Annotated in this window: 15 protein-coding genes; 12 read left to right on the top strand and 3 right to left on the bottom strand. The window is 57.7% G+C overall.

The features are described 5' to 3' along the window. Positions 1-3: 3 nt before the first annotated feature. Positions 4-3,222: a virulence factor SrfB gene (locus tag D0C27_RS16745; protein ID WP_137431347.1), complete on the bottom strand. Its 3,219-nt coding sequence runs from the start codon at positions 3,220-3,222 to the stop codon at positions 4-6. A 16-nt stretch (positions 3,223-3,238) separates the two neighbouring features. Continuing rightward, a complete protein-coding gene (locus tag D0C27_RS16750; RefSeq protein ID WP_137431348.1) occupies positions 3,239-4,720 on the bottom strand; it encodes an SrfA family protein in 1,482 nt (493 codons plus the stop codon). Positions 4,721-5,219: 499 nt separating this feature from the next. Between D0C27_RS16750 and D0C27_RS16755 the strand changes: the two genes are divergently transcribed. The 3 genes from D0C27_RS16755 to D0C27_RS16765 all read left to right on the top strand — a co-directional run bounded on the left by D0C27_RS16755 (position 5,220) and on the right by D0C27_RS16765 (position 12,784). Then, the gene (locus D0C27_RS16755; RefSeq protein WP_137431349.1) at positions 5,220-7,313 is read left to right on the top strand and encodes a PhoX family protein; all 2,094 of its coding nucleotides are present in this window, start codon (positions 5,220-5,222) and stop codon (positions 7,311-7,313) included. Between the two features lie 460 nt (positions 7,314-7,773). After that, positions 7,774-8,871, top strand: a complete 1,098-nt coding sequence (locus D0C27_RS16760; RefSeq protein ID WP_137431350.1) for a FliC/FljB family flagellin — start codon at positions 7,774-7,776, stop codon at positions 8,869-8,871. Between the two features lie 127 nt (positions 8,872-8,998). After that, positions 8,999-12,784 carry a sulfotransferase gene (locus D0C27_RS16765; RefSeq protein ID WP_170978592.1) on the top strand — a complete coding sequence of 1,262 codons (3,786 nt, stop codon included), beginning with the start codon at positions 8,999-9,001 and terminating at the stop codon, positions 12,782-12,784. A 121-nt stretch (positions 12,785-12,905) separates the two neighbouring features. Here the strand turns inward: D0C27_RS16765 and D0C27_RS16770 are convergent, their stop codons facing one another. Then, on the bottom strand, positions 12,906-13,667 hold the full coding sequence (locus D0C27_RS16770) for an RNA polymerase sigma factor FliA (RefSeq protein ID WP_083053875.1): 762 nt from the start codon (positions 13,665-13,667) through the stop codon (positions 12,906-12,908). Positions 13,668-13,903: 236 nt separating this feature from the next. Here D0C27_RS16770 and D0C27_RS19325 point away from each other — a divergent pair, with 236 nt between their 5' ends. The 9 genes from D0C27_RS19325 (at position 13,904) to fliG (ending at position 21,544) form a co-directional block, all read left to right on the top strand. After that, positions 13,904-14,305 (top strand): flagellar protein FlaG, encoded by a 402-nt coding sequence (locus D0C27_RS19325; protein WP_170978593.1) that lies wholly within the window; start codon positions 13,904-13,906, stop codon positions 14,303-14,305. An 89-nt stretch (positions 14,306-14,394) separates the two neighbouring features. After that, the gene (gene fliD, locus D0C27_RS16780) at positions 14,395-15,783 is read left to right on the top strand and encodes a flagellar filament capping protein FliD (protein WP_137431352.1); all 1,389 of its coding nucleotides are present in this window, start codon (positions 14,395-14,397) and stop codon (positions 15,781-15,783) included. A 6-nt stretch (positions 15,784-15,789) separates the two neighbouring features. Continuing rightward, complete coding sequence (gene fliS, locus D0C27_RS16785; protein ID WP_026484537.1) at positions 15,790-16,221, top strand: flagellar export chaperone FliS; 432 nt, start codon at positions 15,790-15,792, stop codon at positions 16,219-16,221. Positions 16,222-16,299: 78 nt separating this feature from the next. After that, positions 16,300-16,635: a flagellar protein FliT gene (locus D0C27_RS16790; protein ID WP_137431353.1), complete on the top strand. Its 336-nt coding sequence runs from the start codon at positions 16,300-16,302 to the stop codon at positions 16,633-16,635. After that, complete coding sequence (locus D0C27_RS16795) at positions 16,632-17,921, top strand: flagellar hook-length control protein FliK (RefSeq protein ID WP_137431354.1); 1,290 nt, start codon at positions 16,632-16,634, stop codon at positions 17,919-17,921. Before D0C27_RS16790 ends, D0C27_RS16795 begins: the two co-directional genes overlap by 4 nt. Further along, positions 17,911-18,231: an EscU/YscU/HrcU family type III secretion system export apparatus switch protein gene (locus D0C27_RS16800; protein WP_035269091.1), complete on the top strand. Its 321-nt coding sequence runs from the start codon at positions 17,911-17,913 to the stop codon at positions 18,229-18,231. Before D0C27_RS16795 ends, D0C27_RS16800 begins: the two co-directional genes overlap by 11 nt. 142 nt (positions 18,232-18,373) lie before the next feature. Beyond that, positions 18,374-18,709, top strand: a complete 336-nt coding sequence (gene fliE, locus D0C27_RS16805) for a flagellar hook-basal body complex protein FliE (protein WP_009458068.1) — start codon at positions 18,374-18,376, stop codon at positions 18,707-18,709. Positions 18,710-18,813: 104 nt separating this feature from the next. Beyond that, positions 18,814-20,547, top strand: a complete 1,734-nt coding sequence (gene fliF / locus D0C27_RS16810) for a flagellar basal-body MS-ring/collar protein FliF (RefSeq protein WP_137431355.1) — start codon at positions 18,814-18,816, stop codon at positions 20,545-20,547. Next, positions 20,534-21,544, top strand: a complete 1,011-nt coding sequence (fliG, locus tag D0C27_RS16815) for a flagellar motor switch protein FliG (RefSeq protein WP_026484542.1) — start codon at positions 20,534-20,536, stop codon at positions 21,542-21,544. Before fliF ends, fliG begins: the two co-directional genes overlap by 14 nt. Positions 21,545-21,593: the final 49 nt, after the last annotated feature.

A 21,593-nucleotide genomic window follows, 5' to 3' on the forward strand; every position in this document is an offset into this window, starting at 1 on the left:
CCATCATTTGAGCACTACGCTCCCGCTATCGAGCCAATATGGAGAATCACCCAGGCCTGCTTCCAGCATGGTGTTGAGCTGGATACGGACGGCCCCTTTGGACACGCCACTCAATTTGAAGTCTCGGGGTGCCGAGTTCTTGATCTTCAGACGATCGCTGATCAAACGGCGGCCTTGCCCACCTTGGGAAGCCTTATCCACCATCAAGGTCACTTCCATGGATGGCAGTTGGCCATCGTCGTCGGGCGCATCGGCCATCTGACGACGCACCTTTTCGTTCAAGTGCAGGTAGTACAAGGGCGAAGCGGGCCAGCGCTCCACATCCAGCTGTCGGTAACCCAGGCGCAGGTAACTGCCCTGCATCAAGAGGTGATAACCGTCCGAGTCTTCGCTGCTGACGCTCTCCAGCGTCACCATTTCCTCGCGGGTATCGGGGTCCATCTGGAGCACGTCCTTGTAGACGATGTCCTGATCCTTGATCTGATTATTGGAGTCAATAATCCCGATGTGGCGCAGGGTAGAACGCGGACGCAGATTCGATACTTTGAAATTGAACTGGTCAATATTCATGTTGTAGCAAAGCAGGCACAACATGGCGCCCACCGAGGCCGTGCTCTTGGGATCGTCGATCCGACCATTAGTATGGAAGGGATACCAGCTACCCGTGCGGTAATTGTGCAAAGGCAGCAAACGCGCCGGCGATACCGGCATTTGCGAGCGCATATAGGCCTGGACACCCGGCAGACGCGAAGGACGTCCGGCCATCAGCACAATGTCGCAATCGTAGTAGTTCAGCACCTCACTGAAGGCGCGCAAGGGGTCGTTGATATTCAAGGAACCGCTGACCAGACCTTGATGCAAATGAGCCAGATCAAAAGGCTGTTCAACCTTGGCCAACTCCAGGTCGACGCGTTGACCGGCATGTTTGTGCAGCTCGTCCAGAACGTACTGAACGACCTTGCTGGAGACTCGTGGCAAAGCATCCGCCGAACCTGCCGAAGCATGGGACAGCGGTGCATTGGCCTGATCGACCTGCAAGTGCTCGAACTCCAGCAGTTCGCCCCACGGCAAGGACTGGACGGCGCGCGGGTCTTCATGCGGATCGTAGGCTTCGTAGCGTTTCAGGAACTCCAGGCCCAATGGTACAAAAACCTGCAGGGCCAGTTGCTGACGCAAAACGGCTTTATCAGCATCGGCCTTTTCATTGCCACACAGTCGCGACAAGAACACATCCGTGTCTTCCACACCCGCATGGCTCAAGGCGTCTTCAAAAGCAGGCAGCACATAACGCTGAATGACGTCCAGCAAGATGTCATCCCCAGCCACGCGGAAACTGTCGCGGAAACGCTGCTTGGGCGAGATGGTCAGATTGCTGCCACCGCCCGCCCCTGCCGGGCGACGCAAGGTGTAGTCACTGATCACGATATCGGTGGTACCGCCACCAATATCAATAATGCCTATTGTCAGTGTTTCCCGATCTTCCTTGTAGGGAGCGGCAACCGCGTCAAAGAACTCGTCAGCATGGCCAGCAAAGTTCTGGGTAATTTCGGTAAACAGGTAGACCAGTTGAGAGCTGGTGGCTTCGTCCCACTCCACCCGGAACTCGGGCAGAGGCACAAGCAGGTTCTCCGGCATGCGGCCCGACTCGGAAGGCTCCAGACCATAAGGGTCTTCTTCGCCTTGATACCAGTCCATGCTGGTCCACAGCAAACCAATGGCCTGACGCAAACGCTCTGCCAGCAGGCTGCGCTCTACCAGCGGCATGCCGGGCGGCACGGTCAGAACGATATTACTCAAGCGACGTGGCTTGTTGGAGTGACCTTGGCGTACTCGCTGGGCCGGGCTGTTGATTTGCAGCAGCGCCTGGGCCAGCACCTCGGTCAGCATGAAGGTCATGACCGAACTGCGTGAATAGAAAGGCTCGAACACCGGCAGACGATCGGCTTCGTCCAGGGTGTACAGGGCTTCGCCACGCTCGTCGATATGCAGGGAGAACGGTGCCGCCAGGGCACGCGGTTCTGCATCGGAGCGGTCGTACTGCTGGCTGAACCGCCAGCCGTGCTTGTATTCGTTTTCGTCCCACAAGTAACGCTTGGGGCTGGACAGCCCGGTCGTGCCCTCGGTGCCGCGACGGCGGGCAGCCAGACGCGCTGCCTCATCCCCGACACGCACTAAAGTGGGCCAGGAAAAGGCGGTGGGGCGTCCGCTTTTCAGGGACAAGTGGTTCTTGCCAAAATCCGTCTGCGCAAACTCCACGCGACTTTCAAAAGGCTTGCTGTACACCTGATGCGGATGAGACAAGTCCCGCAGTTGCAGCACATAGTTCTGCCGCAAGCCGGAATCGTCCTGACCGTGGTTTTCAATCAGAATCCCGCAAGTGCGCGAATTCCCCACGTCCAGCACCAGATCCACAGGAATGACCTGCTCACTTTGCCAGTTAGCGGCCAGCACCTTGATGTCCGGCAGACGCACCCAGGCCTCGGAGCGGCCATCCACGCACTCATGCGGTGGGGCGAACAGGCTGAGCAAATTCAGGAAATGCAGCTGTGCCGAGTGCAAGGCGCTGACATCTTCACCAAAATCGATGTTGCGCGTTTTATTGACGTTGTCTTTATAGACTTCCAGCAACCATTCCTGCACCCAGTCACGGTTCAGGAACCAGTCCATATGGGCGCTGTCGCAGGCAATGCGGAACAAGGCCCCGGCATTGATATCTTCACGCAAGGGGGCCAGGTAAGCCGCGCCCTCGGTCAGGTCCACCACGCTGGTATCGCAGGCAAGCGTAATTCGGTGCGTATTGCCGTCGCGATCAGGCGTTTCCAGGCGCACCACGCGCAGGCGACTCCAACTGGCCGGGCCATGGTCAAAGCGATGCGGCGCCACAAAGCGCACATAGGGCACAGGCAGCCACAGGCCATCGAACAGGTCCAGGGTACGGCTCAGGGAGACATCGCATTCCTGATCATTGCGGCCACCGCCCTGGTACACCCCAACCTCGCCTTCGGGCTGATGGAACAGGGTTTGCTCCTGACCAAACTGCAAGCCTTCAAACAGAAAGCGCCAGTTCTGGCCGTTCGTGCTGAAGAAAGAATGGTTCAAGGTGCCCAGCTTCTTGCTGCCCACAGTGGGAGCATTGATGTCAAAACCAAAGTCCATGAACTGGACTCCGGTGTTTTCAATCAAGGTAACCAAGCCATCGTGTTTGAGTAATTCAGGCAACATAAGATTCAAGCACTCATCATTCGGATTGCTGCAAGATCAAAGGAAAGGCATTGGAGCCGTACATGCCCGCGCATTGGGCGGCAGCACCTGCCGCACCGGGGTCGCACACAATCTTGGGCATATCGTAAGCGGCATTGTCCGTGCACTTTGCGGCGGAATTGGCATTCAAAATCAAGCGACCCTGCTCAGACGAAGCCGACACGGGGGCTTCACACTGAACGCCATCACCCCGCTTGATCTGCACATTGCCTGCCCCGTCTTTCAACTGATATTGCAGTTGCACGGGTTTGCCGGTTTGGCTGTCTTGCACACCCATGCGGGCGGCCCATTGGCCATTCAGGAAATCCATCTTGCCGGACTGCAAGGCATCAGGCGGCACCACCAAGGAACCGGCAGGGGCAGCAGGCGTGGCCGGAGCAGCTGGGTTGGCATCCGGTGTTGGGGGCGCGGCAGGATCAGCAGGCGGGCTTGCCGGGTCTTGAGGCAATTCAGGCGGCTGAGGATTGGCGTCCGTGCCGGGCTCGGCTGGCGGTGCAGGCGGCGTGGTATCGGGAGCTTGCCCCGCATCCGGAGCACCCGGCGCGGCAGGAGCATCCGCCCCCGGAGCAGCAACCCCTGGTGCTTCAACACCGGGAGCAGTGCCAGCACCTGTAGCGCCTGGAACCACTGGAACGGTGCCCGTGGGAGCAAGGCCTGTCGCATCCACACGACCATTCGGTAGCAAGGCGCCTGCATCCAGTTTGGGCAAGGACCAGCCCAGCCAATTACGGACTTTCTCGGGTAAATAGCTGCCTACGCTGGAGGTGAAAGAACCCAACGGTGTGTCAGGCACGACCGGCGTGGTGCACCAGCGCAAACCAAACAAGAGCAAGGCCAGCAACAAGAGCAAAGCCAGCAAACGCCACCACCAGCGGGACCACCAACTGGCAGCAACCGGGGCCACAACAGGGGCTACCACAGGCTCGACAGGCGGCACTACCGGCGGGGCCACCACGGCTGCGGGCTTAGGCGTGGGCCTCAACGGCAATAAGGGGTCCTGGTTCTGATCCGCACCATGGTGCAGAAATCCCCAGAAGGTCAACACGGGCTTGCCGTTGACCAGATAAACAAAGTTGTCGTCCGGGAAATAAAGCACGCGGCGCAGTAAGCTGGAAAACAGAGCCTTGTCGCCCAGAGCCTCTTGCTCTTGGGCATCCATCGTTGGGGCCATTTCGTTCAGCCGGGCCTGAAAAGCACTTAATTGCTTCAAGCCTTCTTCGCGTTCTTGCTCGGTGGCTGCAGTCCAGGGCACGACCTGACCGGAGACCGGGCTGTACCAATCCAGCGTGGAACCCGTTTCATTGCTTTGCGGAATTGCCAGATGGTCGGCAAAGTTGCCTGCCCGACGGCGCAAGGCTTCTCGCAACTGTAAAGCGGAGCGAAATACCGGTCGGCCGCCCTCACCTAAAGCCATGAAAGCATCGGCACGGCCACTGCGCAGTAAAACCCCTTGCTTCATTGAGTTCCCGAAGAAAAAAAAGAAACATAGTACAACAAATAGGAAGTATCAAAGCCTGTGGGAAATGCCCATTCATAGGGCGTACACAAGGGAAAAAACAAGCTTTGAACCTTAAAGATTGCTGAACACCAAAAAGAACTCAAGGTCGCTTTAGTCCTTGTGTACTAAATAGATAGAGAAATAAGCAAACAGGTTTACGGCAAAAAACATAAAAAATGTACAACTCTGTACATGAAACAAAATCGATATTCGCCCAATAGCCAAGGCACTGATTTTTTTAATTAAAACAAAAGTCCAATTCCGGCCTGATCCGGCGTCCAAACCTGCATCGCGAAAACGGCGCCTGACCCTGCCCGCTTGCCAACGAGCCTCACCAGATACGGGTAAGCCGCCAAAAAATCACCATCCCGGATATTCAGCTTGTTGTCATAGTCCTTTCACCTTGGGCCACTAGCATGAGCGCTACCCCCACAACTCAGCCTTGGCGCTATTTATCACTATGAGCAAACATATCTCCGACAAGACTGTTCGTAACGCTAGTCAGAACACCCCTTTTAGTGAAATCCTGGAACGAAGCATGACCCGCCGCGCCGTGATGCGCGGTGGCCTGGCAGCCGCCTTGGCCACCATGAGCAGCTTTGGTCTGGCTGGTTGCGATAGCAGCAGCACAGGAGGCAATTCCACTGATAACGGCGGCGAGAACCCGAACCCCGGTCCCGGCCCTGATCCGGAACCACCAGCAAGCGTCAAACTGGGTTTTGAATCCCTGCCCACCTCCATGACCGACGGCTGTGTCGTACCTCCCGGCTACATCGCCCATGTACTGGCCCCATGGGGTACGCCAATCAATGACAATGCCCTGCCTTGGGACAAGAACGGCAATAACAGCTCCAACGACTTGCTCAACTCCATGGGCATGCACCATGACGGCATGCACTTCTTCCCCCTGGAAGGAAGCTCTACCGAGGGCTTGCTGGCCGTCAACCACGAATACATTGATGAAAAAGCCCTGCACCCCAATGGGCCAACCTTGGTCAATGGCAAGCGGCCGGCAGAAGAAGTACGCAAGGAAATCAACGCCCACGGCGTGGCCATCATCCATATTCGTCGCACCAATGGCCGCTGGGACATCGTTCAGAACTCGCGCTACAACCGTCGCTTTACCTCTGCCACTGCCATGAAACTGGCTGGCCCTGTGGGTGGCACGGACTGGGTCAAGACCCCCTTCTCGCCCAACGGCACGCAAGTGCGCGGTACCAACAATAACTGCGGTAACGGCACCACACCCTGGGGCACCTACATCACCGCTGAAGAGAACTGGGCGGCCTGCTTTGTCAACACCGGTATCCGCCCGCCTCACCAGCAGCGTGTGGGCGTATCGGCTGGCCCCGTTGGCCGCTACCAGTGGGAAACGGCTGCCAAGGATCCTTCGGAAGTCCTGGGCGAATTCGCCCGCTTTAACGTGACCGAAACAGGCGCCAGTGCCACCGAGGACTGGCGCAACGAAGTCAACGGTTTTGGTTACCTGGTCGAGATCGACCCTTACGACCCCAGCAGCATTGCCACCAAACGCACGTCCATGGGTCGCTTCGCTCACGAAGGCTGTGCCTACAGCAAGCCCGAAGCCGGCAAACCCCTGGCTTTCTATAGTGGCGACGATTCGCGCTTTGAATACGTGTACCGCTTCGTGTCCGAAGCCAACTGGGACCCGAAAGACGCCCAGCGCACGGATCGCCTGGCCGTGGGCGCCAAGTATCTGGACAAAGGCACCTTGTATGTCGCCCGCTTCAACGAAGACGGTTCGGGCGAATGGCTGGCCCTGACGGGCTCTACCAAAGGCAAGGATGGCGGCACCTTGGCTGACAAATTCAAAACTTTGGAAGAAATCCTGATCAATACCCGTGGCGCCGCTGACTTTGTCGGTGCCACCCCGATGGATCGCCCCGAGTGGACGGCCACCCACCCCAGCAATGGCGACATCTACCTGACGCTGACCAATAACACCAGCCGCAACGCGTCCACTGGCACCAACCCCGCGAACCCGCGCCTGAACAACGTCAACGGTCACATCATCCGCTGGCACGACGAACCCGGCTCGAACAAATTCAAGTGGGATATCTTCGTATTCGGCTCGGACTCGGGTGCGGACGCAGATACCAACCGCTCCGGCCTGACCGACCTGAACCAGTTGGCCAGCCCCGACGGCCTGGGCTTCGACAGCCGTGGCATTCTGTGGATTCAGACCGACAACGGCATCGACGGCGGACGCAAGAACAATGTTGCGCGTGCCACCAACGACCAGATGCTGGCCGTGATTCCAGGTGCCTTGGCGGACAGCTCGGGCACTGGCCCGGCCATCAACGCCAGCAACCAGTCCGATCTGCGTCGCTTCTTTGTAGGTCCGAACGAAGCCGAAATTACGGGCTTTTCCATGACGCCGGACCACACCAGCCTGTTCCTGAACATTCAGCACCCGGTGAACTGGCCAGCCTACGATACGCATGACGCAACCGTGGTCAGCATGAATACGGTACGCCCACGTTCTTCGACCGTGGTGATACAGCGTGCGGATGGCAAACCTATTGCTGTGTAAACGCAAGGGCGGCTTCGCGGTTTGAATCCGCCCGAGTCTGTTTTAGCTAAGTTTTTTCAATGCGGGGCCGTCAATAGATGGCCCCGCTGCTTTTTTAGATCCTGCAATTTAAACAAGGCCTCTGGATTGTTTGCTGCGGCACGAAGCCCTCTGTTCCATTTCCGATCACCGGACAGGGAAAAATCTGGACTCAGAGCCAGAAAACGAAAGCAAACAGCTTGCTTGGCACACCGAGACACCATGCTTGAAGCCGCGGAAATCAAGGCTTCAAGACAAAGTGGCGAAAATTTTCTCAACCGGCCCCTAAAGAGTTTTTTGCCCCATCCGTTAATGGTGCTGTACAGGAAGAACGCAGTGTGTCGAATGCGCGATCAGCCCCACGGGGCCTAGCAGAACGCCAACGCTTTCCTGGGCAAAGGGCGAAACCGTTTCGCCGTTCTACTCAACATTGGGAGTTACCATGTCTGTTATCAATACGAACTCGCTTTCCCTCGTTGCCCAAGGCAATCTGAGCAAATCGCAAGGCGCACTGGGTCAAGCCATTGAGCGTCTGTCCTCCGGCCTGCGCATCAACAGCGCCAAAGACGACGCCGCCGGCCAGGCTATTGCCAACCGCTTCACCGCCAACGTGAACGGTCTGACCCAAGCTGCCCGCAACGCCAACGACGGTATCTCTATCGCTCAGACAACCGAAGGTTCGCTGAACGAAATCAACAACAACTTGCAGCGCATCCGTACTCTGAGCGTGCAAGCGACCACCGGCACCAACTCCGAAACCGACTTGGATTCGATCCAGGCTGAAATCAACCAGCGTCTGGCCGAAATCAACCGCGTTTCCGAGCAAACTCAGTTCAACGGCGTGAAAGTTCTGGCCAAAGACCAGTCCCTGGCCATTCAAGTTGGCGCTAACGACGGTGAAACCATCTCGGTTAACCTGAAGCAGATCGATTCCGGCACCCTGGACCTGGACGGTCTGGACGTGGCCAGCCTGGCCAAGAAATTCGACGCATCTTCGTTCGAACTGGCTGCTGCTACGGGTACTGGCACCGCTGCCACTCCAGCTCAAATGGGCGACTCCAAAACTGCCGTAACCGTCACTGGCGGTGGCTCCTTGATGACCATCAAGGGTCAGCCAACTGCCGGCGGTACCGCTGGTGCTGATACCCACTACATCGTTAAAGACGGCAAAGCTTACGCTGCCACCGTTACCGGTGACGCTGCAACCAACACCGTGACTGCCGCTGTTAACGGCGACGCCATCACCGACGAAGCTGTTCTGGCCAAAGTCACCCCACTGGCAGCCATCGACAAGGCTATCCAGGACGTGGACAACCTGCGTTCCGACCTGGGTGCGGTGCAAAACCGTTTCGAGTCCACCATCGCCAACCTGAACAACACGGTGACCAACCTGTCCGCTTCGCGTTCGCGTATTGAAGACGCCGACTACGCAGTCGAAGTCTCGAACATGACTCGTGCTCAGATCCTGCAACAGGCTGGCACCTCGGTTCTGGCTCAAGCCAACCAGGTTCCACAAACTGTTCTGTCGCTGCTGCGCTAAGCCGCTCGATAGTCTAGCCTTGGCTAGTCCTGCTTGATCAAGCAGGTATTACGCTCCTTTATCCACGGATAAGGGAGCGTTTTTTTTTGATGTAATGAGCCTTTTTATCCCGCAGGAACTCAGCCCCATGACGCGCCCCAAGCAGCACTGCTCCGCAAGCGGTATTTCTCCCCAGACGGCACAAACCATCCTGAATCTGCTTGATCGCAATCAATGGGACCAGGTCGAGCCCCTGCTGATCAAACTGCGCCAAAAACACGGTGACGATTTTCGCTTGCTGGTCTGGCATGGCGATGCGCTGCGAGGCCTGGAGCGTTTCCCAGAAGCAATTGGGCTTTATCGCCAGGCACTGGCGCTGGAGCCACAGAACAATGAAAGCCTGACATTGAGCCTGGCCATGTGTTTGCGCAAAGAGGGCCAACTGGATGAGGCCTTGCACTTGTCCAGTCAGGTTCTTCAGGTGCGCCCCGACTACGCAGGCGCCTGGGCTTTGCAAGGGGATATCTATAAAGATAAGGAGCTGCTGGCACAGGCCCGCGATGCCTATCTGGAAGCTCTCAAGCACGCCGTCGCTCCCTTGGATGCGCTGCTCTATGTCAAGCTGGCCCCTTTCACTCAACTGGCGCCCGAACCCGGCATTCTGCAAGCCCTGGAAGCGTTTACGAACGATGCAGAGCAGCCCATTAATGACCGTGCCAATGTACTGGCCACCCTGGGCAAGATCTGGCTGGATGCGCAAGAGACCGACAAGGCATTCGCGTATTATCAAAAAGCGAATAATCTCATAAAAGGGGCATTTGCCAGCCCTCACAAAAGCTTGATCCCTCAAGTTAACGGGCTGCGAGTGAACTTTACGGCGGAGCTGTTCAACGCTCTGTCCCCGTTTGGCGTGCAGTCCGCCCCACAGATTTTCATCACGGGCTTTTCCCGCTCAGGAAAAAGCCTGGTCGAATCCCTGTTCCGCAGTGCCGCCAAGGTGCGCCTGACAGGCGAGAGCCTGCAACTGGACCAATATAGACAAAACGTCCTGGCCCGCTTTCAAAACAATCTTGAAAACTATCTGACCGCTCAGACTCCCAGTTCTATTCAGCACGATGCGCACACCTACCTGAGCAGCTTGGGAAATGAAGAAAAGGTCAGCATCTCCACCCTGCCCTCAGACTTGTGGAACCTGGGTTTTATCGGCCTGTGGTTACCCAAAGCCCCTATTGTTTTTTGTGTACGCGGCCTGCTGGATCTGGGTGCCACGGTGTACTGCCAGCAATACAAATCCTTCGAGGGCAACCACTACAGCTACGACCTGCCAACCCTGGGCGAACATATCGCACTTTACGAGCACATGATGGCGCATTGGGCACAGGTCCTGCCCAACCCCGTCTTTCTGGTTGATTATGAAGCCCTGGTCCGTGATCCCCAGACTGTCATGGACAATCTGTTTGAGCAGCTGGGCCTGGAGCGCCAGCAGTCCTATACAGATGCCGTTGCAGCCAACGCCAGCATGGCTGCCGAGATTGGCCCGATCAGCTCCTTTGACGTTGCCATGCCCATGACCGACCGCTTCATCGGCTTTGGCGAGCGCTTCCGCGAACAATTGGCACCTATGGTTCAGCGCTATCAGTCCACCTGTCAGGAACTGGCCCAGGAGCAGCAGGCCAACATGGCCGACTTGCCCGCCCAACTGAAGGTCCGCAACACCAAGCCCGACAACAGCCCGGCAGAAGCCGACTTCAGCTGGCAGCTGTCACAGGTGATCACCGTAGCGGACAACACCTCGTATCTGCTGCGTCAGCAAAAGGCGCAGGACCTGGTCGAGTCTGGTGCCTGCACCTTGCTCAGCTTCGATCCCTCCGGCGAACTTGCCCCATTGGCGCAAGCACTGAGCAAGCCATCCCTGCATTACATTTCCCAGGCGCTGCTGGGAGATGGTCAGCCCGGCACCTTGCATTTGGCGCTGGACGCGGCCTATAACAGCACCCTGCCTCCTGTCGCCAAGCAACAAGGCCCGGCCTATCTGACCCAAAAAACCATGACGCTGGCTCAGTTGCCCGTCACCACCTATGCGCTGGACGCCATTGAGGGATTGGACTGGCTGGACTATCTGATCCTTGACGGCGTCTACGACCATGCCAAGATCCTGGAACATGGCACTGAGCGCCTGGCCAATGCCTTGCTGATCCAGGTCAGCGTCGCCCTGGTCACAACACAAGAGGGACAAACGGATCTGGCCGCCTTGCTGCAATGGGCCGAGCAACATGGTTTCCGTCTTTTGCGTCTGATCGATGAGCAGTTCGAACAACACATGCCCGCACGCCAGGATCTGGCTGTGCAACCTGCCGGCAACCAACTGCGCCGAGCCTCTGCCTTGCTGGTCCCCAGCTATCAACGCCAGGCCCAGTTGAGCCCCACACAAATCCTCAAGCAGGCTTTCCTGCTGGATACGGTGCACGACATCCATGATTTCAGTTACGAGCTACTGCTGCAAATCGACCCGACACTAGCCGAAGGCTACCTGAAAGCCCGAGGCTACTTTGAGCTCAAACGTAATGGGCCGGATCTGCGCGAAATTCAGCATATCCGTCAAATGCTGCACACTAGTGACTTGCCTGTCCCCCGCCATCAGACACGCAAGTGGATCGAGCAATATCCAGCCGACCCACTCGTTCAGAGTCTGTACGCCGAATGCCTGTCCTGGTCAGGGCATCATCGTTCAGCCATTGTGACGATTCAGGAAGCCATCTCCAAAGCTCCAGACGAACTGATCCTGCGCCAAACCTATATAGACATCATGAATCGCGCCGGCATGTGGTGGGAGGCCACAGACCTCGCCCGCGCGCTGTATGCTCGCTACCCCGATCAACAAGACGTTCAGGCACAGTGGTGGGACACACTGGCTGCACAGGTCAAGCCCGACACGGAAGAACTGAACGAGGCCCTGTCCCGCAGCCAGTCTGCCAAGCCACACATGACAGCAGCGGAGCAGATACAGCACCATGCCACCCGTGGCCGCTTGCTCGCGCACAGCCAGCAATGGGAGCAGGCTTGGCAAGAGCACGAACAAGCCTTGCTTCTGGCGCAGAACAGCCAGGGTCCCGAACTGGCCCGCCCCTTGATTGCCAAGGCCGATAGCCTGTACGAAGCAGGCCAGGTCAATGAAAGCTGCGAGCACCTGTGGCAAGCCTGCGCGACCTACCGCTATTCGCCCTACACCGTCCACGCCTACCGCAAGCTCAATGCGCGCCTGCCCGAAAGCACGCAGGCAGATCTGCAGAGCATTGCCGCCCTGCACCAGAAGATCGAGCAAATCTGGGCAGGTTACAAGCAAGATAATCTGCAGTACGCCTTCGGCGACTTCGGCCTGCCCTATCAAGGCTTTGAGCCGCTGAAACTGGCAGGCTCACGACCTGCCATGCAGCGACTTGAAACCTACGGCCTGCAAGAACTGCTGCCCGCCAATGCCAGCGCCCTGGATATTGGCTGCAACCATGGCTTCTTGCTGATGGGCCTGGCTCCACATCTATCCCATGGCTTGGGATTTGATATCAGCCAAAGCTGCATTGACGTTGGCAAGGCGGTGGCAGAACATTTGGGGCACAAGCACATTGAACTGAGCAGCCAGCCCTTTGATGACTTCAAATCCAAACAGCGCTTTGACCTGGTCATTGCCTGCGCGGTGCATCACTGGATTGGCGTGCCTTTGTCAGAATTCGGCACCAAGCTGTTCAACTTCTGCAAACCCGGCGGCCTGGTCCTGCTGGAAAGTCAGGGCACACGCGAGACCACACGTACGGAAGTGGATTTCGAGGCCAAAGCCACCACCATGGCCAGTGCCGGATTTACCGTCATTCGCAAAGGCAGCCTGTGCGATGACGGCATTAACTACCGGGAGTTCTGGATTTTGCAGCGCAAGAAGTAAGCAGCATCCTCTGCAGCAAAAAAGCCAGCCCTAGGGCTGGCTTTTTACTTCCTAAAGAATATTCCACAAACATAGGCCGAGTGAACTCAGCCCAGAGAAGATAAACCGCGAGCTCAAAAAGCTACAAAAGAACCTGAAATTCCGCGCTATCGGAAATGGCATCCCATTGGTCTTTGGCAAGACTGGCGCGGATACGGGCCACGGCCTGGCTACGCAGTTGGGATACGCGCCCTTCTGTTACGCCCAGCACCAGAGCAATTTCTTTCTGATTCAAATCTTGCTCAAACTGCAAGGCGAACAGCAATTTCTCACGTTCAGGCAGTTGGTCGATGGCGGTAATCAAGGCTTGCCGAAGCCCCTGGGAAGTCAGCAGGTTCAAGGGATTATCGAAGTACGCCTGCTCGCGCGTGCTGTCTTCCAGAAACTCCAGCGCATCAGCGGAAGGATCGGCATGACGTTTCAGGTCTTCGTAATGAATCACCTGCACGCCGACCGCCTCATCCAGCAGTTCGTAGTAATCGTCCATGCTCATGGACAAGGCTTCAGCGATTTCCGGCTCGGTGGGCTCGCGCAGCAGTTCCTGACGCAAGGTACTGACGGCCACTTCGATCTGGCGCGCTTTGCTGCGCACACTACGCGGCAGCCAGTCCTGGCTGCGCAACTCATCCAGCATAGCGCCACGAATTCGGGTGACCGCGTAGGTGTCAAACTGGGCCTCGGCCACCACCTGATAACGACGCACGGCGTCCAGCAGGCCCATCATGCCCGCCTGCATCAGATCATCCAGTTCAACGCTGGGAGGCAGGCGCGACACAAGCTGGAGCGCTTGGCGGCGCACCAATGGGGCGTACTGCTCAACCAGGACGTCTTCTGAACGAGGCATGGACAGGCAAGAATCCGGACAATAAAGATTGAGCTATTTTGCCTGCCCGCCCTGCCCGACAGTCCCCAAATCAAACAGTCTTTCGCCATCTTATTCAGGCTTTAAACGGGTCTGAAGCGGCCAAAAACCAAAATATCTCCTAAAGATACAGGCGCAGGTGCCGTAATTGGATCGTTACAGGTGCCAAGCCCCCCCATTGAGCAGGCCTGCCACCAAGCCCCTTCTGGAGTGATGTCATGATCAACTCAGTTTCATCTCAAACGACGGCCTTGGTGCCCCTAGCCTCCCCAGTGGAGCAAAATCCCGGCACCCCTACGCCTTCGGCGGCCACCACGGTGACCCCCATCAAGGAAAGCAGTACCGATACCCAGTTGCAGCAACGCTGGCCCGACAAACGCGAACCCGTGCCCGGCATGGTCAACACGCTGGACGACACCCTGGACCAGATCAACAACTCCTTGCAGGCCTGGTCCACCGGCATTCGCTTCAATATGGACGACGAGGCCCAGCGTCTGGTGGTCTCGATTGTGGACAACTCGACCGGCGAGGTTCTGCGCACCGTCCCATCTGACGCGGTGATCCAGATTGCCAAGATGATCGTGCAATTGCAGGGCAACGCGGTCAGCGTGAAGGTTTAAAAACCAAACTGGCATCGAAACTTCCCATTGACATGGGCTTTGCGCGCGACACATTCGCGACAAAATAGGACACTACAGGAGTATTTGATATGGCTATTTCTTCAATTGGCGTGGGCTCAGGTCTGAAGCTGGACGAGCTGCTGGAAGATTTGCGCAAGACGGAAAAGAAGAGTCTTGCTGTCATCCAGAACCGCCAGGTGGCCAATACCAACAAGATCTCGGCCTACGGTCAGCTCAAAAGCAGTCTGGCAGAGCTGCAAACCGCCGCCAAGGCCTTGAACTCGGAAGACTCGTTTGGCGCGGTCAAAGTCACCGCCAATAGCGAAAACATCAAAGTGACCGGCAATTCCAAAGCAGCGCCCGGTCAGTACGTGATCAAGGTTGATAATCTGGCTACCCGCCAGACCTTGACGGCGGCCTCTCAAAGCTCGCGTGATGAGGCCATGGGCGAAGGCGGGGAAATTACCGTTCGCCTGGCCAATGGCACAGAACACGTCCTGAACATGAAAGGCAAGGACACGTCCTTGCAAGGCGTGATGAACGCGATCAATGCCGACACTGAGTTGGGCATGAAAGCGACCATTATCAACACTGGCGATCCGGACGAGCCATACCGCCTGCAACTGTCAGCCGGTGCAACGGGTGAAGCAGCGTCGATCAGCTCCATCAGCGTCAGTGGCAATGATGAACTGGCCGAGGTGCTTACCTTTGATGCTGCCGACCCGGCTGCCAGCGGCTTTGAGCAAACCAAGGCACTCAACGCCAAGTTGACAGTGAACGGCATTGCCATCACAAGCCAGAGCAACACCCTCAAAGACACTATTGAGGGTCTGGAGATCACGCTGAACAAGGCTGGCGGTGACCCGGTCAATGTAGAAGTTGCCAAAGATGACAGCGTGGCCGCCAAGGCAATCAAGGACTATGTCGAGGCGTACAACAAGTTCAACAAGTCGATTCGCTCCTTGACAGCCTATAACGTCGAGCTGAAAAAAGGCGCCGCCCTGACGGGCGACTCCATGGCACGTGAGGCTCAAAATGCCATGCGTGACGCCACTCTGGGGCACGTTCCCAGCGAAGGCGAGATCCGCTCCATGGTAGGTCTGGGCATCAATATCGATCCCAAGACAGGTGATCTGCAGCTGGACGAGAAAAAGCTGAACGAAGTCTTGAAGACCAATATGGTCGACGTCAAGAACATGTTTGTGGGCGAACACAGCGTTGCCGGTCGCGTTGAGGCCGCAGCAGAGGAATTTATCAAGAAGGGCGGCCGTATTGATAATGCCCAGGAAGGCGCTGAGAAAGTCGGCAAAAAACTGCAAGATCAGTTCGAAGCCGCTGACCAGCGCATCGAGAACAAGATGGAAACCTATCGCAAGCAGTTCGTCCAACTGGACGTCATGATCAACCGCATGCAAGGCACCAGCAATTACCTAAGCCAGCAACTGTCCATGCTGGGCAATATGAACAGCAATAAATAAACCCCTATGAGCTATCCTGCCCCTTCCCGTCGCTTTGGCCAACAATCGGTTCGCGCCTACGCTCAAGTAGGTCTGGAAACCGAGGTCCTGAGCGCGAGCCCCGAACATCTGATTACCCTGTTATTTAACGGTGCTCGCACCGCCATGCTGCAAGCGCGCTTGCATATGGAACAGGGCAATATTGCCGGGCGGGGGCAGTCTTTATCGAAGGCTATTGATATTGTCGATAGCGGCCTGAAAATGGCGGTCGATACCGAAAAGGGCGGAGAGCTGGCCCGCAATCTGGTCGCTACCTATGACCTGATTTTGCACAATCTGATGCTGGCCAACCTTCGCAATGACGCGGAAAAGCTGACGCTGGCCGAGCGTTTGCTGACCGATATTGCCGATGCCTGGCGCAGCAATGTTGATACCCAACGTGCCAAGCAGCCAGCTTGACTCCGGGGCTCGCGGGACAGGTTCTGTTCCTGACCTGCACCTCCAACCTCCTTTGCGCCTTTAGCGCCTGGTACGAACATGAGCGATACCTCTAACCCGATCGTCGATCAATATCAAATTATCGCCAACATCACCCGTCACATGCTGGAGCTTGCCCAAACGGCTCGCTGGGAGGATGTGTTTGAACAATCCGAACACTATCAACTCGCCGTGGAAAAGCTCAAAAACATGGAAGACCTGTCTATTACTGAAAAACAGGCACGCCGTCAGTTGCTGACCCAAATTCTGGAAGACGACGCCCAGATCCGCCATCTGGCCACCCCCGAACTGGGGCGTCTGGGTGCACTGCTGGGCAATATGAAGCGCCAGCAAACCGTGTTGCAAGCGTATTACAGCCCTAGCGTTCATCCATGAGCATAGGCGGCCCCTCCCCTTTGGGGACGCTGCTTATTCAACGGCTCGATGCCGTTCTGGGTATCAGCACTGGACAGCAAAGCAATATCGCCACGGGCGCCCGGCCGGACGCCATCAGCCAGACACCGGGCAGCCAACGCCCCGAGCGCGCCGAAAACCAAACGGCTCGTGATCAACGCCAGAGCGTAGATCAAGCCCGCGCCCACACCCAGGGTCGCGATAGCCGGAATATCCGCACACAAAGCGGTCAAACCTCGACCGACCCGGCTCTGAATGCACGTGGCCCCAATACGGCCACCACCAGCTCGGCCCCCACAACCCTGGGGCGCACTGCCCAATTGATCCTGTCCTTGCTGGAGCGCTTTCCGGATCGTGCCCCTGCGATCCAGGGACGACAGGCCTTGTTACCTGGCCGCCCCACGATGCAGGCAGACGGCAAGGAACCCACGCGCCCCGGCAGTGATACCCAGACGGCGGGACGCGCAAACACAGCACAGAGTACCGCCAGCACAATCGCCACCGTGGCTCAGCAGCGGCTGCCCTTGCCCGGTAGCACAGCAACGGGCAGCGCAAACGCGGGCTCTGCCAATGCAATGACAACAGGCAGCAGTGCTGTGGGAACAGGCACTGCCGCAGGCACGCCCAGCACGGGCACTACGACCACCGGCGCCGCAACCCCAAGCCCCCTGCCTACAGGCAGCACGGCTGCTCTGGCCCAGCATTTCAGCCAGGCTTTGCCCCAGGCCTTGCAACAAAGCGGGCTATTCTACGAGTCTCATCTTAGTGATCTGCACTTTGGGCAACGCAGCGTTGGCGAATTACAGCAAGAGCCGCAAAACCTGAATCGCCCCGCTGCCGAAACACATACCAGCACGAGCCAGAATCCTCAGACTCAGGCCAGCGCCCAGGACCCGGCCAATAGCCTGCTGGTGCGTCAGCAACTGGATACGCTGGCCCATCAGAACCTGCAATGGCAAGGTCAGGCCTGGCCGGAGGCCGACATGAACTGGAGCGTGCAACGTCACCAGGCCCAGTCAGAGGACGAAACCGAACACTGGTCCAGCACCCTGCAACTGGACCTGCCCACGTTGGGGCCGATCACCCTACGGCTCAACCTCCTGAACCAGCAATTGCTGGTCCATATTCAGGCCGATCAATCCGCCCCTTATCTGGACGAAAACAGCCTGCCCTTGCGCGAACGTCTGCAAGACCAGGGCCTGATCCTGAGCCAATTGCAGATTGAAGCCGACCCGACCCTGCCGCAGGACCTGCCCGATGAGTCATGATTCCCCCTCCCATCGCCCGCAGGCCCTGGCCTTGCGCTACGAGCCCAAAGACGGAGCCCCGCGTGTCGTTGCCAAAGGCTACGGCACCTTGGCCGAAAAAATTGTCGAGACCGCCCGCGAGCACGGTCTGTACGTACACGAGTCCCCCGAACTGGTCGGCCTGCTGATGCAGGTGGATCTGGACCGTCATATCCCCCCTCAGCTCTATCAAGCCGTGGCTGAATTGCTGGCCTGGCTCTACGCCCTGGAACAAGGCCATCCCCAGGCCACACAAGCCTTGCAGGCTTTGCACGACGCCCCAAAAACTTGAGCCTGCTATTTATAAGGGCTGAAAAGCCCCTGTTTTTGGGCTTAGATACCCTGCTTAGCCTCGCGTTCTAAACGTTACATTAAGCACGGCAAGCTGCCCGCACCTGTGCGCGTGGCCCATCCTGACTTTCTGGCAAGCGAATATGTCGATTTCCAATCTCTCCAGCATTGAAAACCTTTTGGCCCAGATGCGCGCAGTTGCGCAAGCGGCCGGGGCTTCCAGTTCTGTGTCCTCCTCGGCCAGCAGCGCCGCTCCCGGTGGTTTTGCCGCCGAGCTGGCCCGCTCTTTGAACCGGGTTTCCCAGGCACAGAACGAGGCCAATGCCCAGGCTCAGGCCTTTGAAATGGGCGAGCCCGGAATTTCCTTGAACGACGTGATGATTGACCTGCAAAAAGCCAGCGTTGGCTTTCAGGCCACCGTCCAGGTACGCAACCGCTTAGTGGCCGCCTACCAAGAAATTGCCAGTATGCCGGTATAAGCGCCTGATTCTTTCATGCCCGCCGCCCTTTCCTTAATGCTGCCTGAGCACGTCCTGATTTGAACTCCCCTGATTCCATGCAGAACCCTGCCTCTGCCTCACCCATGAGTCAGACAGCACAGTTGCTGAACAAACTTCCTGGCTACGACACACTGCGCGCCTTGCCCAAGGTAGCGCTGATCGGGCTGGGTGCCGCACTGATTGCTCTGATTGTCGCCCTCTTGCTGTGGAGCCGCGGCCCTACCTACCAGGTACTGTTCTCCAATCTGGACGACCGCGATGGCGGTGCGATTGTCTCGGCCCTGGGCCAGATGAACGTGCCCTACCAGTTCAACAGCAACGGTACCGCCATTCTGGTGCCGCAAGATCGTGTGCATGATGTGCGCATGCAAATGGCCTCGCAAGGCTTGCCGCGCAGTGGCAATGCCGGTTTCGAGCTGCTGGATCAAAGTCGCTTTGGCGCCAGCCAGTTCACCGAGCAAGTCACCTATCAGCGCGCTCTGGAGGGCGAGCTGGCCAATTCCATCAAGGCCGTGCATGCCGTCAAGGAAGCGCGCGTTCACCTGGCCATGCCGCGTGAAACCTTGTTTGTACGTGACCGCCAGTCTCCGACCGCTTCGGTAGTGCTGTCGCTGTATCCGGGCCGCGACCTGAGCGAAGGCCAGGTTTCCGCCATCAGCTGGCTGATCTCCTCCAGCGTGCCCAATCTGCATGCCGACAAGGTGTCCATCATTGACCAGAATGGCCGCTTGCTGACCGCGCCCACTGGCGAGATGGGTGCTGATAATCAGCAGCGCAATTTTGTAAACGATATTGAATACCGAGCCGTGCAGCGCATCCTGACCTTGCTGAACCCCTTGGTCGGTGCTGGCAACGTCCGCGCCCAGGTGACGGCCGAGGTGGACTTCTCGCGCCGCGAGCAGACGTCCGAGGTCTACAAGCCCAATCAGCAACCCGGTCAGGCCGCGGTACGCAGCCAGCAGACCAGCTCTTCCTTGCAACGCAACCCGCAGCAACCCCAAGGCGTGCCCGGTGCCTTGAGCAATCAGGCTCCCAACAATGCCACCGCCAATCTGGTCAACCCGCCTGCTGCACCGAATCAGCCCCAAGCCCCGGCTGCTCCGGCAACTGAGCCGGCCAATGCCGCCGCACAAACCGCCAACGCTGCGAACGCTGCAGCGGCCGGTACAGACCCTTCACTGGTGTCCCTGGCCGAACAGGCCCGCTTGCTGCAAAACACCGGCAATGCGCGTAACGACTCCACCGTGAACTACGAAGTGGATCGCACCATCAGCCACGTCAAAGGTCCTTTGGGTCAGCTAAGCCGCCTGTCGGTAGCCGTGGTGGTGAACTATCGCAATACGGACAAGGACCAACAGCCGCTGGAGCAGGAAGAACTGGACAAGATCCGCGATCTGGTCAAACAAGCCGTGGGTTACTCGGCTGATCGAGGCGATAGCCTGAGCGTGGTGAACGGACAGTTCAACGAACAAGGCGATATTGATACCCCCTTCTGGAAAAATCCGGAGTACCGCGAGCTCGCTATGGAACTGGTCAAGTATCTGGTCTTTGCATTCATTCTGTTCATGGCATGGCGCATCGTCATCAACCCCATCATCCAGGGCCTGATCCAGGCCAAGGCGGTGGCTGACGCCCGCGTCGAGCGCCAGAAAGAAGAATCTGCTCGCGAACAGGCTGCTGAACAACGTGCCGCCGAAATGAGCCGCTACGAAGAGAATCTGAACACCGCCCGCACGATGGCTCACGATGACCCACGTGCCGTGGCTATGGTGTTGCGCTCCTGGTTGAACAAAGATGAAAAAAATGAAAACGGCTAAACCGGACGATTCCATCGAACGCAGTGCGATTTTGATGATGTCCTTGGGGGAAGATGCCGCCGCCGAGGTGTTTCGCCACCTCTCGCCTCGTGAGGTGCAGCAGCTCAGTACCGCCATGGCGTCCCTGAAGCAACTGACCCGTGCCGATATGGACGAGGCTCTGGAGAGCTTTCGCCAGGAGGCCGACCAGTTCATGGCGGTGGCGCTGGACTCCAACGCCTACATCCGCTCCGTCCTGAACAAGGCGCTGGGCTCGGACCGAGCCGCTGGCCTGATCGAAGACTTGCTGGAAAACAGCGAAGGCTCCAGCAGCGGTATTGATGCCCTGAACTGGCTGGATGCCTCCAGCGTGGCCGAGCTGATTGCCGACGAACACCCCCAAATTATTGCCACCATTCTGGTGCATCTGGAGCGTGATCGCGCCGCCGACATTCTGGGCTACATTCCGGATCGTTTGCGCGATGATGTGGTCCTGCGTATTGCTACTTTTGGCGGCGTGCAGCCCACGGCCCTGAACGAGCTGACCGAAGTGTTGAACGGCATGCTATCGGGCCAGGGTGCCAAACGCAGCAAGATGGGTGGTCCACGCACGGCAGCCGAGATGCTGAACTACATGAACGCCAGCCTGGAAGAGTCCGTCCTGACCAGTCTGCGCGGCATGGACGCCGACCTGACCCAGCGCATCGTGGACGAGATGTTCGTGTTCGAGAACCTGGCCGATGTGGAAGACATTGCCATTCAGCTGCTGCTCAAGGAAATCGAGACCTCTGCATTGACGATTGCCCTGAAAGGCGCGCCCGAAGAGTTGCGCGACAAGTTCTTCCGCAATATGTCCAACCGTGCTGCCGAAATGCTGCGCGAAGACATCGACGCCCAAGGCCCGATCCGCATGTCCAAGGTGGAACAGGAACAAAAAGCCATTGTGCAGGTAGCCCGTCGCCTGGCCGAAGCCGGTCAGATTACGCTGGGTGGCCTGAGTGGGGACGAATATGTCTAAGACGGCCTCGTTTGGGCAGCTCCTGCCCGTCCAAGCCGTTATTCGCTTG

Source organism: Alcaligenes faecalis (assembly GCF_005311025.1).
In the GTDB taxonomy this organism is placed as follows: domain Bacteria; phylum Pseudomonadota; class Gammaproteobacteria; order Burkholderiales; family Burkholderiaceae_B; genus Alcaligenes; species Alcaligenes phenolicus.

Bases quoted from the DNA above. Each gene is read 5' to 3' on its own strand.
- D0C27_RS16765 (WP_170978592.1), top strand. From the start codon at position 8,999: ATGACGCGCCCCAAGCAGCACTGCTCCGCAAGCGGTATTTCTCCCCAG.
- fliE (WP_009458068.1), top strand. From the start codon at position 18,374: ATGTCGATTTCCAATCTCTCCAGCATTGAAAACCTTTTGGCCCAGATG.
- D0C27_RS16790 (WP_137431353.1), top strand. From the start codon at position 16,300: ATGAGCGATACCTCTAACCCGATCGTCGATCAATATCAAATTATCGCC.
- D0C27_RS16800 (WP_035269091.1), top strand. From the start codon at position 17,911: ATGAGTCATGATTCCCCCTCCCATCGCCCGCAGGCCCTGGCCTTGCGC.
- D0C27_RS16760 (WP_137431350.1), top strand. From the start codon at position 7,774: ATGTCTGTTATCAATACGAACTCGCTTTCCCTCGTTGCCCAAGGCAAT.
- D0C27_RS16770 (WP_083053875.1), bottom strand. From the start codon at position 13,667: ATGCCTCGTTCAGAAGACGTCCTGGTTGAGCAGTACGCCCCATTGGTG.
- D0C27_RS16745 (WP_137431347.1), bottom strand. From the start codon at position 3,222: ATGTTGCCTGAATTACTCAAACACGATGGCTTGGTTACCTTGATTGAA.
- D0C27_RS16750 (WP_137431348.1), bottom strand. From the start codon at position 4,720: ATGAAGCAAGGGGTTTTACTGCGCAGTGGCCGTGCCGATGCTTTCATG.
- D0C27_RS19325 (WP_170978593.1), top strand. From the start codon at position 13,904: ATGATCAACTCAGTTTCATCTCAAACGACGGCCTTGGTGCCCCTAGCC.
- fliD (WP_137431352.1), top strand. From the start codon at position 14,395: ATGGCTATTTCTTCAATTGGCGTGGGCTCAGGTCTGAAGCTGGACGAG.
- fliS (WP_026484537.1), top strand. From the start codon at position 15,790: ATGAGCTATCCTGCCCCTTCCCGTCGCTTTGGCCAACAATCGGTTCGC.
- D0C27_RS16795 (WP_137431354.1), top strand. From the start codon at position 16,632: ATGAGCATAGGCGGCCCCTCCCCTTTGGGGACGCTGCTTATTCAACGG.
- fliG (WP_026484542.1), top strand. From the start codon at position 20,534: ATGAAAACGGCTAAACCGGACGATTCCATCGAACGCAGTGCGATTTTG.
- fliF (WP_137431355.1), top strand. From the start codon at position 18,814: ATGAGTCAGACAGCACAGTTGCTGAACAAACTTCCTGGCTACGACACA.
- D0C27_RS16755 (WP_137431349.1), top strand. From the start codon at position 5,220: ATGAGCAAACATATCTCCGACAAGACTGTTCGTAACGCTAGTCAGAAC.